Consider the following 13,875-nt stretch of genomic DNA (forward strand, 5'->3'; position numbering starts at 1 on the left):
AACTTAAAATGGATTCAATGCCTGAAACTGTCCGCTTAACGCTTTTTTCTCCGGGAAGGCCAGATCCCCGTGCTTACTGGTCGACAGCCCCAGCGCCACCAGCGATTCCACCATCTTCACCGCCGCGCTGACGCCGTCGATGACCGGCACGCGCAGCTCGCGGGTCAGCTCCTGCGCCAGCGTCGCCATGCCGCCGCAGCCGAGCACGATTGCGCCGCACCCATCCTCTTTCAGCGCCTGTATACAGCGCGCGCGCACCTTCTCCTGCGCCAGGCCGCTGCCGTCTTCCAGCGCCAGCACCGGAAGGTCGATAGCGTGCAGCGCCGCGCACCTGTCCTGAAAGCCATACTGGTGCAGCAGATGACGGGCAATGATCAGCGTGCGCGGCAGCGTGGTCACCACCGAAAAACGCGTCGCCACCAGCGTCGCCATATGCATGGCGGCTTCCGCAATACCCACCACCGGCCCCTGCGCCAGCTCGCGCGCCGCCAGCAGGCCGGGATCGCCAAAGCAGGCGATGACGTGACCGTCCACGCCCTGCTCTCTGCCGAGCTTGACCTGTTCGAGAACCCCCACGGCGGCGATGGCCTCATCAAAGTGGCCCTCGATAGACGGCACGCCCGCGCTCGGGCAGACCGCGAGGATCTCCGTCCCCGGAGCCGCCACCGCCCGGGCCGCCGCGCCGATGGTTTCCGTCATCGCGAGGCTGGTGTTGGGGTTGATCACTTGTATACAGACAGACATTACGACTCCTTGTGGCCGGCAAACAGCCGGGCAAAATCAGGCAGGCACTCGCCCGCCCGCTCGAAGCAGAGGCTGGCGACGATATGTTCAAAATGGTGCATTAAGGCATCGCTGAGCGGCTGGAGCGCCTTCTGGCGCAGCAGATCCACAAGCTGTTCGTGATCGTTGCAGCGGCAGCCCTGACGCCACGGCGCGCCCCAGGTGGCAATCACCAGCGACGAGCGCTGGCTCAGGCCGGTCACCATTTCCGTCAGCACCTGGTTGCCGGAGATGGCCTGCAGTTGTATGTGGAAATTGGCGGAGTGGCGGATCGCCGCAGGGCCGTCGTACGCCTCGTGCGCCTGCTGCTCCTGGCGAATGATCGCCTCCAGCGCGGCAAGGTGCGGCGGCTGGCAGCGGGCCAGCACGTCCGGCAGGTTGGCGACCTCCAGCAGGGCGCGGGTGCGAAAGATGTGCTGCGCCTCTTCCACCGTCGGGCTGGCGACGTGTGCACCACGCTTGGGCGTTAAGGTGACCATTTGCACAGCCGCGAGTCGCTGCAGCACCTTACGGATGCCCGTGCGGCTTACGCCAAACACCTCGGCCAGCGCCTCTTCCGGCAGTTTGCTGCCCGGCAGCAGCTGATGTTCGACAATCGCGGTCATCAGCGCCTGAAAGATCGATTCATCTTTGTCATGCAGGTCTGGCGCGGTCTGCAGGGCGTTTATGTTGTTCATTCACCACTCCGTCTTTTACTCTTCGTTATCGAATCGTATACATAAAAATAAAATATTGCATACAGGATTTATTATTTTGGCCTGGATCCTGCAACACCGTCTGCACTCCCACTCAACGGGTTTTCATTCACAGGAGCAGGTTTCATGCCAAACAGTCAAAACGCGCAGCAGGGTACGGCCGCTGATTCCGGTGCGGTTTACAGCCCACGTCTTTGCAATGAGGATCTGGCACCGACGCGTGACCAGAACTGGAGCTGGTACAACATCTTTTCGTTCTGGATGTCGGACGTTCACAGCATGGGGGGTTATGTTGTCGCCGCGAGCTTCTTTACGCTCGGGCTGGCAAGCTGGCAGGTGCTGCTTTGCCTGCTGGTGGGGATTTGCATCGTGCAGCTGTGCGCCAACCTGGTGGCCAAACCGAGCCAGATGGCGGGCGTGCCCTACGCGGTGATCAGCCGTCAGGCGTTTGGCGTCTTCGGGGCCAATATTCCGGCGGTGATCCGCGGGCTGATTGCCTTCGCGTGGTACGGCATTCAGACCTATCTGGCCGCCAACGCCCTGATGCTGGTGGCGCTGAAGTTCTGGCCGTCGCTCTCTTCGCTCACCACCGGCGCGTTCCTGGGCCTGTCGCATCTGGGCTGGATCTGCTTTGCCATCATGTGGGTACTGCAGGCGATGGTCTTCTGGCACGGCATGAGCGCCATCAAGCGCTTTATTGATATCGCCGGTCCGGCGGTCTACGTGGTGATGCTGGCCCTCGCAGGCTGGATTGTATACAAGACCGGTTTTGACGGCATTTCCTTCACCCTCGCCAGCAAATCCCTGAGCGCGGGCGAGCAGACCTGGCAGATGATCACCGCGACCGCGCTGGTGGTGTCTTACTTCTCCGGCCCGCTGCTCAACTTTGGCGACTTCTCCCGCTACGGCAAAAGCATGGGCGAGATCCGCCGCGGCAACCGCTGGGGCCTGCCGTTTAACTTCCTGCTGTTCTCCATCGTCACCGTGGTGATTGTCTCCGGCACCCAGTCGCTGTTTGGCCGCATGATTACCGACCCGATTGAAACCGTCAGCCGCGTGGGCAACGATCTGGCCGTGGCGATTGGCCTGCTGACGATGATCACCGCCACCATCGGGATCAACATCGTCGCGAACTTCGTCTCCCCGGCGTTTGATTTCTCTAACTGCTCGCCGCAGAAAATCAGCTTCCGCACCGGGGGCATGATTGCCGCCGTCGGCTCGATCCTGCTCACCCCGTGGAACCTGTTCAACTCGCCGGAGCTTATCCACTACACCCTGGACGTGCTCGGGGCGTTTATCGGCCCGCTGTTCGGCATTCTGATTGCCGACTTCTACCTGATTAAGCGCGGCAAGGTGTCGGTCGACGATCTGTTCGACGACACGCCAAAGGGCAAATACTGGTACCGCAACGGCTTTAACCCGAAAGCCATTGGCGCGCTGATCCCGTCCGTTGCCGTGGGCCTGGTGATTAGCTTTATCCCGTCCCTGCATGAGGTGGCGAACTTCAGCTGGTTCATCGGCGTCTTCCTCGGCGGCGTGACCTACCGCTGGCTGGCGCGGGAAGATCGCGAGACGGCGGGCGCGACGTCGTTCAGCTCCCGCGTGGCGACGCAAAAAGAGTAACCCCCGCCCTCCGGCCGCAGCGTGTCTGCGGCCCGTTCATTCTGGCACCGTTCTTGCTGCGCCTTGTCACCCCGCTACGCAAACACTAAGGCAGGAACCATGATGGATTACCAGACAGCGATCCGCGGTGCATTTTTTGATATTGCCCAGGTCTGCGACAGCGCAGACGCGATTGCCCAACACGCACGCTACCTTGAGGACGGGCTGCTGTTTATACAGAGCGGGAAAATTCTGGCGCAGATTCCGTGGCAGGAGGGCGAGCAGTATCTTGACCCTCATAAAGGCTACACCGACCTGCGCGGCAGGCTGCTGCTGCCCGGTTTTGTCGACACCCACGTCCATTATCCGCAAACGGAGATGATCGGCGCCTTTGGCGAACAGCTGCTGGAGTGGCTGACCACCTACACCTTCCCGGTGGAGAGCCAGTTTGCCGATGAAGCCTACGCGAAAGAGATCGCCGAATTTTTCATGCAGCAGCTGGTGAGCAACGGCACCACCACCGCGCTGGTGTTTTGCACGCTGCATCCGGAATCGGTCGAGGCGCTGTTTACCGAAGCCCTGCGCCTCAACATGCGCCTTATCGCCGGAAAGGTGATGATGGACAGACACGCGCCGGACTACCTGAGCGAAGACGCGAAGCAGAGCTACCGGCAGACGCGGGCGCTGATCCAGCGCTGGCATCATCGGGGACGCCTGGGCTACGCCATTACGCCGCGCTTTGCCCCGACCTCATCCCCCGAGCTGCTTGCCGCGGTCAGCCTGCTCAGAGAGGAGTTCCCGGATACCTGGATGCAGACCCACCTGAGCGAAAACCCCAACGAAGTGGCCTGGGTGAGCGATCTCTGGCCGGAGCACGAGCGCTATCTGGACGTGTATCACCACTACGGCCTGACCGGCGAGCGCAGCGTGTTTGCCCACGCGATTCATCTTCACCACAGCGAGTGGCAGTGCCTGCACGACACCGGTTCGGCGGTGGCGTTTTGCCCCACCTCAAACCTGTTTCTCGGCAGCGGGCTGTTTCGCCTGCCCGCCTGCTGGCAGCACGGGGTGCGGATGGGCATCGGCACCGACGTCGGTGCGGGCACCACCTTCAGCATGCTGCGCACCCTGGGGGAAGCCTACAAGGTCGGCCAGCTTCAGAGCTACCGCCTGCGCGCCAGCGAGGCCTTTTACCACGCCACGCTGGGCGGCGCGCACGCCCTCCGGCTGGACGATAAGATTGGCAACTTCGCGCCCGGCAAAGAGGCGGATTTCGTGGTTATCGACCCTGACGTAACGCCGCTGCAGCGCCTGCGCAATCGCCGCTGTCAGGATATCTACGAGCAGCTTTTCGTGCTGATGACGCTCGGCGACGAGCGCAACATCAGCGAGACATGGGTCAACGGCGAGCGGGTATGGTCAACTGCCCCGGTAGGTTGACCACCCGCCGGGCGCAATCACAAACGGCAGGTGGAAGTGCTCGCCTGCCGCTTCTCCCGTCACAAAATCAATTTGCGCGCAGGGGTAGAGCGTGTCGCGACCGGTTTCGCTAAACCACGCGCCGATCTCCGCCACCAGCCGATAGCGGCCTTTTGGCAGGAAAGGGACAAATTCGGTGATGCGACCGTTTACGTTGGTCACGCCCGTCGCCATGATTTCGCCCTCCCGTTCGAGATGAACCGTCACGCCCGCTGCGGGTTTGCCCGTCGAGATATCCAGAATATGGGTGCTGAGTGTGCTCATTCGCTAATGACTCCTTCCAGCCGTAGCAGCGTAATTTCCCGCAGCTGTTCCAGCGCGGCACGGGCTTCCTGCGCGTCGCTGTTCTCAAGCCGCGCGTGCAGCGCCTGTAAAATATCCTCGCCGCTGCGGCCCTTCGCGCGGATCAGAAAGACGCGTCCGAAGCGGGCCTCGTAGCGGGCGTTGCCCTCGCGCAGCGCCCGGGCAAGGTCAGCATCACCTTCATTCACCGCGGCCTGCTCCTGGCGCGACAGCGCCGCCTCCCCCTGTGAACCCGCAGGCTTTTCCCCGATGCGCGGATGGGCGCTCAATGCCTGCGTTAATGCCGCTTCGCCCCAGGCTTGCGTCAGCGCTTTTGCCGTACTGAACAATTCCTCCCGGCTGGCGTAGGGCCTCCCCTGAGCCAGCGCGTCGGCCCAGCCGGGGAGCGCCACGCAGGGGTGAATCAGCGCTATCGCCTTTTCGTGGGGAAGATGGTTGAACTCGTGCAGTGCGATCATAGCGTCTCCTTTGTTGTCTTCCTCCAGGTTATTGCACAAACCACGCCACTCTGAGCGCGGGCGTGAAACAGTCGATTCCGCATAGCTCAACTGGAAATTTTTGATTCAAAAAAAGGCACGCTCACCGCGTTTGCGCACCTTAGCAGTGCACACTCACCTCTCACAACGCCGTTTTCGCCACTCTGCAGCCTGGTACGCAAATTGCTGAATGCCTTTACACCCTGCAAAAGGAGAGAAGCATGAGAGCAATCGTCATTGGCGCGGGTATTGGCGGCCTGAGCGCCGCCGTCGCGCTGAAGAAAGCGGGCATCGACTGTACCGTATTTGAAGCCGTAAAGGAGATCAGGCCCGTCGGGGCGGCCATCTCCATCTGGCCTAACGGCGTGAAATGCATGCAGCACCTCGGCATGGGCGACATCATCGAGACCTACGGCGGGCCGATGCGTTTTATGGCCTACAAGGATTACCGGCGCGGCGAGACCCTGACCCGCTTTAGCCTGGCCCCGCTGGTTGAGCGTACCGGAGGGCGTCCCTGCCCCGTCTCGCGCGCCGAACTCCAGCGCGAAATGCTGGACTTCTGGGGGCGCGACAGGGTGCAGTTCGGCAAGCGCGTCGAACGCGTAAGTGAAGACGACGCGGGCGTGAGCGTGACCTTCACCGACGGCACCACGGCATCCGGTGATTTTCTGATTGCCGCCGACGGCAGCCATTCGGCGGTTCGCCCGTACGTGCTGGGCTATACGCCGGAGCGCCGCTACGCCGGGTACGTGAACTGTAACGGGCTGGTAAAGATTGATGAAGAGATCGCCCCGGCGCACCAGTGGACCACCTTCGTTGGCGAAGGCAAACGCGTGTCGCTGATGCCCGTCTCCGGCGGTCGTTTCTACTTCTTTTTTGACGTGCCGCTGCCCGCGGGCCTGGCGGAGGATCGCACCACCCTGCGCGCCGATCTCACGGGCTACTTCCGCGGCTGGGCGCCGCCGGTGCAGAAGCTTATCGCGGCGCTGGATCCTGAAACCACCAACCGCATTGAAATCCACGACATTGAGCCGTTCGACAGCCTGGTGCGCGGCAACGTCGCGCTGCTCGGCGACGCCGCGCACAGCACCACGCCGGATATCGGCCAGGGCGGCTGCGCGGCGATGGAAGACGCCGTCGTGCTGGGGGAGTGCCTGCGAGAAAACCACAGCATTACGCTGGCGCTGCGGCAGTACGAAGCGCTGCGCTGCGACCGGGTGCGCGACCTGGTGCTGAAGGCGCGTAAACGCTGCGACGTCACCCACGGGAAAGACATGGCGTTGACGCAGGCCTGGTATCAGGAGCTCAAAGAGGAGACCGGCGAGCGCATCATCAACGGTCTGTGCGAGACCATTCAGGGCGGCCCGTTAGGCTGAACGCAAGAGGGACAACGATGAAAAGAGAACCGACTCCACCCGCCCGCTGCACGTTTGAGCCAGAGGACTGGCTGCGCCTGGCGAAATGCTGGCATCCGGTCGCGCGCGCCTGCGACGTCGGCCCGGCGCCGGTCAAGGCGACCCTGCTGGATGAACAGCTGGTGATTTACCGGATTAACGACCAGGTCGTGGTCGCCCGTGACGTCTGCCCGCACCGCGGCGTGCCGCTGACGCTGGGCTTTCACGACGAGCACGGGATTATCTGCCCCTATCACGGCCTCCGCTTTGGGGAGGACGGGCGCTGCAACCGTATTCCGTCCAGCCCCGACCAGCCCGTTCCGGCGAAGCTGAACCTGATTAACTACGCCGTGGAGGAGCGCTTCGGCCTGATCTGGACCTGCCTGGCGTTTGAGCCGGACAATCCCGCGCCGCTGCCCACCATGCCGCACTGGGATGACGACGGATTTCAGCAGATCAACTGCCCGGCGTTTGAGGTGAACGGCTTCGCCGGGCGTCAGGTGGAGGGGTTTCTGGACGTGGCGCACTTTGCGTGGATCCACACCGATACCTTTGCCGATCCCAATAATCAGCTTGTGCCCGCCTATCAGCCGCAGGAGACCGAATTTGGCTTTGTTGCCGATTACTGGAGCTCCGTGAGCAACTATCCCGCCGGTTCACCCGTGCAGGCGCCAGAAGGGTTCCAGTGGCTGCGCCATTTTGAAATGCATCTGCCGTTTACCGCCACCCTGACGATCCATTTTCCGGGAGAGTCGAGGCTGGTCATCATGAACGCCGCGTCGCCGGTGTCATCGCGCGTGACCCGCATGTTCGCCCCTATTGCGCGTAACCTTGACCTGCATATTGCGGTGGAAGACGTGCATGCCTTTAACCTGCGCATCTTCGAAGAAGATCGCCTGATGGTGGAAACCCAGCGCCCGGAAAGCCTGCCGCTGGATCTGACGCTGGAAGCCCATATTCCCGCCGATAAAAGCTCAATTGCCTACCGTCGGGGACTGAAAAAAATGGGCTTTGGCGAATTTTTCCTGGTATGACGGAGGCCGATATGCTGAGCGTAATTGTTGACGGGCTGTGGCGCGAGGGTGACAAAAGCCTCGCCGTCAGGCTGGTGGCTGAAGACGGTGAAGCGCTGCCGCCGTGGCAGCCCGGCGCGCATATTGATGTGCACCTGCCCTGCGGCGTGGTGCGCCCGTATTCCCTGACCGGGGCATGTCAGGACGAGAGCTATCTTATCTGCGTGGGATGGGAAACCGCCTCGCGCGGCGGGTCGCGCTACGTTCACGAGACGCTGCGGCCCGGGCAGAAATTAGCGATCTCCACCCCGCGCAACCTGTTTCCGCTTGGTCAGGCAGAGCGGGTTTTGCTGCTGGCGGCGGGTATTGGCATTACGCCGCTGTATGCGATGGCCCTGCAGCTGAAGGCGGCCGGGACGCCGTTTACGCTGCACTATTACGTCAGAAACCGCGAAAGCGCGGCGTTTGCGCGCGAACTCTCGCAGTGCGATGGGTGCATCATTCATACAATAAGCCCGCGCACGGCGCTGGCAGAGCATCTTCCGGCGGCCGAGGCGGGGCTTCACGCCTGGATCTGCGGTCCGGCAGGGTTTATGGAAAAAGTGCGTGAGGTCGCCACGGCGAAGGGCTGGGAGGACGCCCATCTTCACAGCGAGGCGTTTCAGCCCGCAGCCCCTGCCGCAGGCGGTGAATCCGGCGAGATCTTTACGGTCAAGCTGGCCTCCACCGGCGAGCACTGGCCGGTGCCTGCGGATAAGACCATCGCCCAGGTGCTGCAGGCAAACGGCGTGGACGTGCCGCTGTCCTGCGAAATGGGGATCTGCGGCGCCTGCCTGACGCCGGTGATTGACGGCGTGGTGGATCACCGGGATAGCGTGCAGTCGGAGGCGGAAAAAGGCGCGCCGGAGCAGCAGGTGGCGCTGTGCTGCTCGCGGAGCCATTCGGGGGAGCTGGTGATCGGGCTGTAAACCACCTGCACAGTCTTTCTTGCCGGGTGGCGCTGCGCTTACCCGGCCTACATTGCTATTCATTGTTGGCCCGTGCAAGCGTAGCGCCGCCGGGCGAAACTCACAAATCGCACTTTGCCAGCCCGTAAACGGGCTCGCTATCCTGCCATGCGTACTCAATATGGCTGGCCTGCTCTTGCGCCAGTGCCCCATCGCCCTGCAATCGCGCCGCCAGGGTAAAGGCGAAATCAAACACGTTGCCCAGCCCGCGGCCGCTTAGCAGATTGCCGTCCTCCACCACGTCGGCATTGACGTAAATGCCATCGCTGACCGTTTTCCACAACTCGCCGGAACAGACATAGCGGCGCCCTTTGAGCAGTCCGTTGCCGCCCAGCACGCGGGCGGCGGCGGAGCAGATCGGGCAGATATATTTGCCCGCTTCATCATGGCGGCGAACGAAGGCAATCACCTCCGCGCTTTTCGCCAGGTTGACGCTGCCTTCCGGGCCGCCGGGCAGCACCACGGCGTCAAAGGTCCGATCGAGGCTGGCCTTCAGGGTACTATCCGCCACCATTGGGATGGCGTGATAGCTCACCACTTCGCGACTCTCGCCGCAGGCAATTGTCTGCACCCTAATATTCAGGCGGCGCAGGATATCGATAGTGACAATCGCTTCCCCCTCTTCAAAACCGGGGGCTAATAGCACGGCTACGCTTTTCATCTTGCTCTCCATTGCTTAAGGGTTACCAGTACGGATGCCAAATCTGTCGCAGCCGCGCCAGCAGCTCAAGATAGAAATAGTCACCCCAGCTACAGCACTGATCGACGCCTTTCCCGCTGCCCATATGATAAACCGAGTGCTGCAGCAGCCCTTCGGTCGGATCGTCGTCATGAGCCAGGTAGTTATCGGTCAGCGACTGCGCAATACGCAGCGCCATCTCTTCATAATACGCGCGGTGTGCGTCGAGCGTCGGCAGCGCCTTGACCAGCTCCAGCAGGCCACAGGCGGCAATCGCCGCCGCTGAGCTGTCGCGCACGGCGTCGGTACCGAGCAGGGCCAGATCCCAGTGGCAAACGTCATCTTCCGGCAGACGGTTGAGGAAGTAATGCGCCAGGCTGCGCGACAGCTCAACCATCTGCTTATCGCCGGTGTGCTGATAGCTGAGCAGAAAGCCGTAAATGCCCCACGCCTGGCCGCGCGACCAGCACGAGGTATCGCTGTAGCCCTGATGGGTATTGCCAAAGCGCGGCTCACCCGTCTGCACATCCATATAGTAAGTGTGATAGGTCGAGGCATCCTCACGCACGATATAGTTCGCTGCCTGTCCTGCGTGAGCCGTCGCCGCCTGCGCATAGCGCGGATCCCCGGTCTGTTCGCTGGCCCAGTACAGCAGCGGCAGGTTCATATTGCAGTCGATGATCATTCGCCCCTGCTGCTCCGGGTCGTTTAAATCACCCCACGCCTGAATAATGTTGGCCGTCGGATTAAAACGCTCCATCAGGCGCTCGGCTGCCAGCAGCGCCGACCGGCGAGCGACTTCGTTGCCGGTGAGCCGCCAGGCGCTGATGCAGGAGAGCGAATAGAGGAACCCGAGATCGTGCGTTGCGGTGTCGATACGCTGCTCAATACGCCGGGCGAACGACGGTAAATAGCGCTCGGCGGCTTCGCGATAATGCGCTTTGCCGGTCATCTCCCACGCCAGCCACAGCTGGCCAGGCCAAAAGCTGGTGGTCCACTCCACGTTATCGGTGCGCGGCCAGACGCCCTTCTCACAGGCTTCGCCGGGGAACTTATCGCCGAAGGCGACAATATTTTTGTCGAGCTTGCGCGTTACGCGGGTTAAGGCCGCTTCCAGCTTCTGGCTCAGCGCCAGGCGATCGACCTGATGCAGTTCGATCGGCCGCAGCGCTTCGGTGATAACAGATTTGGTCATAACAACTCCTGAATTAATGTTTGGCCGGTTCAACCGGGGCGGTATCTAAAGCCGGAGCAAAGGGTCGTGAGGCATCGCGCGTCGACTGGCAGCGCGACAGCGTAAAGGCGGAAATCAGCGTAAATATCAGGGCGCAGCAGCCCATCAGCAGATAGGTATGTTCAAAACCTATCCTGTCGTACAGGTAGCCGGCAGGCGGGGCGACCACAATCGAGCCAACGTAAATCATCGCCTGGTAGCCCAGCAGGTACATCGTGGCGTTAACCCGACGATGGAAATGTTCGGCGATGTATTTGAAGACCGAAATCAGCAGCAGCGCGATCTCGACGCCATAAAACGGTTTGATGATGGAGATAACAATCGGGTCGCTGGTCAGTCCGGAGGCGATCAGCCGTGCGCCGACCACGCAGCCGCAGAACAGCAGGCCGCGCTTAGCGCCGTAGTGGTTCACCAGCCACGGGATAAACATCATCATCACGAACTCCATCCCCGACTGGACGGTGCTCAGGTAGCCGTACCAGGCATTTCCCTGCTCTTTGGTAGCGAAGAACGACACGAAGTAGCGCGGGAACTGCTGCTCGGCGATAAACATCATCCACGCCACCCCGGCAACGTAGAGGCTGAACATCCAGAATTTGCGGTTTTTCAGCAGCATCAGCACGTCGGCAAAAACGATCTTATTGGCGGAGATGACGCTGTTGTTGCGCAGCTGCTCGTCGCCGATCTTGAGGCTGATCAGCACCAGCAGCATCAGTACCGAGGTACCGCTGCTGAGCAGAAAGTTGGCCAGCGGCGTGAAGTTAAACAACAGCCCGGAGACCGAAGCCGCCATCGCCCAGCCCAGCGAACCCCACATTCTGATGCGGCCAAACTCCAGCCCGTACAGGCGGCTAAAGCGGTCGGCGTAAGATTCTGACGCCGCCACGCCGGCGTACCAGCCCAGGCTCAGATACAGCGCGCCGATGATAATCCCCACCATCGCATGGCTTTGCAGCAGCGGCTGATACACCAGCGCGAAGAACGGCGCCATCAGCGCAGAAATGGCGCAGACAAAATAGAGCAGCCACTTGCTCATGCCGATTTTGTCCATGATGTAGCCGTACACCGGCTTCAGGACCACCGCGAAGACGCCGTTGATGGCGAACACGCTGCCGATGGTGATGCTATCGAGGCCCACTTTCTGGCTCAGCCATAGGGCGTACAGGCCAAAGCTGGATGACCAGGTGAAGAAGTAAAGAAAAATAAAGGTACTCATTTTGTACTGTGCGGCGCGTACGGACGATGATGTGCTCATAGCGATGCCTCCGGGGCCAGGACGAGCGTCGTTTCCTGTCGTGCCGTCACGAAGCGTACCGCGTCATCGCTAATGATGGCCTGTGGGCAGCGTTGCGGATCGAAGTCGGCGGCATTTCCCGCCCACACCGCGCATATCAACAGATGCTTGCCGGGGTCGAGTTCACCGCGCAGCAGCGGCACCGCCGCGCGCTCGGCGAACAACAGATTGCTGTTTGGCGGCGTCAACACCGTCTCGCCGCGTCGGGCGTTCGGGTGTAGACAGAAAATGGCTGATACATCCCGGGCATTGCGTAACCAGCAGGCGCGGTCGCTCTCGTGTGCCTGCGGCTGCGGGCGGTTTGCCAGGCTAAAGCCACCCTCCGCGCAGTCCAGAGAGCGCCGGGTATTGATACGATGGACGCGCAGCTGCCAGTCGCCCAGCGCCAGCAGCCAGCTCTCAATCACCACATCGCGCCACGGCAGCCAGAGGCTGTAAATGGTGCCCTCTGCGGTGACCACGCGCTGGCATTCGCGGCGGCCACGCCAGTAGTTATCCTTTTCGGCCAGCAGCAGCATCGAATCGGGCGCGGCATGGTTCAGGCCGTAGCGCCCGCGTTCGATGGTGAAGCCAAAGCGGGTGGAATAGGCAAATTTGCAGTATTTCGCTTCGGTATTGACGAAGTTGTTCAGCTCCAGCTGGCCGGACGTCAGCATCCACAGGTGATCGGCCTGATGCACCACCACCTGATCCGCGTGGGCTATCGTGTGCCGGGCGGGCAACGACGGCAGCGGCAGCTCGGCCGCCTGCCAGAAGGCATCGGCCTCATCTAATGCCAGCACCAGCAGGGTCTTCAGGCCCCAGTACGGCGAACCCGGCGCGTTGTAGTCTTCCGCCATCGCCAGATTCGGGTAGCTGTAGCCGACGCTAAGTACGCCGTCGCGGTCGAACATCGGCTGCTTCAGCCACCAGCGCAGATGGCGCAGAACGATGCCCTTAATCACGCCGGGCGAAAAGACTTCCAGCCCGGCGAAGGCCGCCGCACTCCAGAACGCCGCCTCGGCAAAGCGGTAGGTCAGGCTACGGCCAAACGGGATCGCCGCGCCGTCTTCGGCAAAGAAATGGATGAAGTCAGAGGAGAAACGCGCGGCGCGGTGACGCAGCGTTGCACAACGCTCTGGATCGACCTCGACCATGAGCTTCGCGTAAATCAGGCCATAGAAATGAAAGCCCATCGAGATGTAATAGTCGCGCGGCCGCCCCGGACCATCGGAGTACCAGCCATCGCCGAGATAGTAGTGCTCCATGGCAGCAAAATGATTTTCCAGCACCTGCGGGTTGGTCGGCATGCCGCAATAATGGAAGCCGACCTGCACCAGGATCGGAAAGAAGTGCCAGTTGTTATCGGGGATCTCCTGGGTCTCGCACTGCTTTAGCCAGCGCCATAAATTCGCTTTCTCCGTCTCGGTGAAGTGCGCCAGCACGGTATCGCCCGCCAGCGCCAGCAGCAGCCCGTAGGCCGCCATCTCGACGATTCGCTGATCGTACGGTTCGACGTCGCCCCAGTAGTCGGCATGCTGCGGATTGGTGCCGTTTTTTATCGCCTGTAAATAGAAGGAGAAGCGCTGCGGCTCGCTGCCGCCGGCCAGCAGCGGCGTCACGCCCCACAGCAGGCGGGAAAACGTTTCCATGCTTGCGACCTGCTGGCCGTAGTGAGCGGTAAAGTTCGCTAAATCAATGCGGCTGGCGTCGTTTTTAAACCAGGGCGCCACCGCGTTCAGCATGTCGTTGACCAGCCGTTGCACCTCTTCCCGGCTTGTCAGTGGATTATCCAGATGAATATTATCAGGTTGCACAGGGTCCTCCCGCATTACACGAGGGTAGAGATAAGTTATTGTTATTTGGCTTTTTAAAGCCACGAGTGCGACGTCTGGATGAAGAGTAACTGCTTTTATTCCCGGCGCTGAGTGAGCAGA

13 protein-coding genes are annotated in these 13,875 nt (G+C 61.4%); 5 read left to right on the forward strand and 8 right to left on the reverse strand.

Annotated elements, in window-relative coordinates:
- Nucleotides 1-3 precede the first annotated feature (3 nt).
- The gene (gene hpxA, locus KIF87_RS07000; RefSeq protein ID WP_213328307.1) at nucleotides 4-744 is read right to left on the reverse strand and encodes an allantoin racemase; all 741 of its coding nucleotides are present in this window, start codon (nucleotides 742-744) and stop codon (nucleotides 4-6) included.
- Entirely contained in the window at nucleotides 744-1,460 is a 717-nt protein-coding gene (locus KIF87_RS07005) for a GntR family transcriptional regulator (protein ID WP_010429412.1), read from the reverse strand. The genes hpxA and KIF87_RS07005 overlap by 1 nt, the downstream gene beginning before the upstream one ends.
- Nucleotides 1,461-1,604: 144 nt before the next feature.
- Here KIF87_RS07005 and KIF87_RS07010 point away from each other — a divergent pair, with 144 nt between their 5' ends.
- Nucleotides 1,605-3,101, forward strand: coding sequence for an NCS1 family nucleobase:cation symporter-1 (locus KIF87_RS07010; protein ID WP_213328308.1), 1,497 nt, complete (start codon nucleotides 1,605-1,607; stop codon nucleotides 3,099-3,101).
- Between the two features lie 99 nt (nucleotides 3,102-3,200).
- Entirely contained in the window at nucleotides 3,201-4,520 is a 1,320-nt protein-coding gene (gene guaD / locus KIF87_RS07015) for a guanine deaminase (RefSeq protein WP_213328309.1), read from the forward strand.
- Here the strand turns inward: guaD and uraH are convergent.
- Together uraH and uraD are read right to left on the reverse strand one after the other, a co-directional pair.
- Complete coding sequence (gene uraH, locus KIF87_RS07020) at nucleotides 4,500-4,823, reverse strand: hydroxyisourate hydrolase (protein WP_198885116.1); 324 nt, start codon at nucleotides 4,821-4,823, stop codon at nucleotides 4,500-4,502. The two genes, guaD and uraH, sit on opposite strands and share 21 nt — an antisense overlap.
- Nucleotides 4,820-5,320: a 2-oxo-4-hydroxy-4-carboxy-5-ureidoimidazoline decarboxylase gene (gene uraD, locus KIF87_RS07025; RefSeq protein WP_213328310.1), complete on the reverse strand. Its 501-nt coding sequence runs from the start codon at nucleotides 5,318-5,320 to the stop codon at nucleotides 4,820-4,822. Before uraD ends, uraH begins: the two co-directional genes overlap by 4 nt.
- A 239-nt stretch (nucleotides 5,321-5,559) precedes the next feature.
- Between uraD and hpxO the strand changes: the two genes are divergently transcribed.
- From hpxO to KIF87_RS07040, 3 genes are read left to right on the forward strand one after another with little or no spacing between them, the layout of a single operon-like run.
- Nucleotides 5,560-6,714, forward strand: coding sequence for an FAD-dependent urate hydroxylase HpxO (gene hpxO, locus KIF87_RS07030; protein WP_213328311.1), 1,155 nt, complete (start codon nucleotides 5,560-5,562; stop codon nucleotides 6,712-6,714).
- 17 nt (nucleotides 6,715-6,731) lie between these two features.
- Nucleotides 6,732-7,766 (forward strand): molybdenum cofactor-independent xanthine hydroxylase subunit HpxD, encoded by a 1,035-nt coding sequence (gene hpxD, locus KIF87_RS07035; RefSeq protein WP_213328312.1) that lies wholly within the window; start codon nucleotides 6,732-6,734, stop codon nucleotides 7,764-7,766.
- A gap of 11 nt (nucleotides 7,767-7,777) precedes the next feature.
- Nucleotides 7,778-8,713, forward strand: a complete 936-nt coding sequence (locus KIF87_RS07040; RefSeq protein WP_249665836.1) for a PDR/VanB family oxidoreductase — start codon at nucleotides 7,778-7,780, stop codon at nucleotides 8,711-8,713.
- A 100-nt stretch (nucleotides 8,714-8,813) separates the two neighbouring features.
- On the opposite strand, the gene KIF87_RS07045 is transcribed toward KIF87_RS07040, so the two are convergent.
- From KIF87_RS07045 to KIF87_RS07060, 4 genes are read right to left on the reverse strand one after another with little or no spacing between them, the layout of a single operon-like run.
- Nucleotides 8,814-9,413: a DJ-1/PfpI family protein gene (locus tag KIF87_RS07045; protein WP_213328314.1), complete on the reverse strand. Its 600-nt coding sequence runs from the start codon at nucleotides 9,411-9,413 to the stop codon at nucleotides 8,814-8,816.
- A gap of 22 nt (nucleotides 9,414-9,435) precedes the next feature.
- Nucleotides 9,436-10,626, reverse strand: a complete 1,191-nt coding sequence (locus tag KIF87_RS07050) for a glycoside hydrolase family 88 protein (RefSeq protein ID WP_213328315.1) — start codon at nucleotides 10,624-10,626, stop codon at nucleotides 9,436-9,438.
- 13 nt (nucleotides 10,627-10,639) lie between these two features.
- Nucleotides 10,640-11,920 (reverse strand): oligosaccharide MFS transporter, encoded by a 1,281-nt coding sequence (locus KIF87_RS07055; RefSeq protein ID WP_213328316.1) that lies wholly within the window; start codon nucleotides 11,918-11,920, stop codon nucleotides 10,640-10,642.
- A complete protein-coding gene (locus KIF87_RS07060) occupies nucleotides 11,917-13,755 on the reverse strand; it encodes a DUF2264 domain-containing protein (RefSeq protein ID WP_213328317.1) in 1,839 nt (612 codons plus the stop codon). The genes KIF87_RS07055 and KIF87_RS07060 overlap by 4 nt, the downstream gene beginning before the upstream one ends.
- Nucleotides 13,756-13,875: the final 120 nt, after the last annotated feature.

The sequence above is a fragment of the Enterobacter sp. 120016 genome, from assembly GCF_018383635.1.
Taxonomy (GTDB): Bacteria; Pseudomonadota; Gammaproteobacteria; order Enterobacterales; family Enterobacteriaceae; genus Enterobacter; species Enterobacter asburiae_D.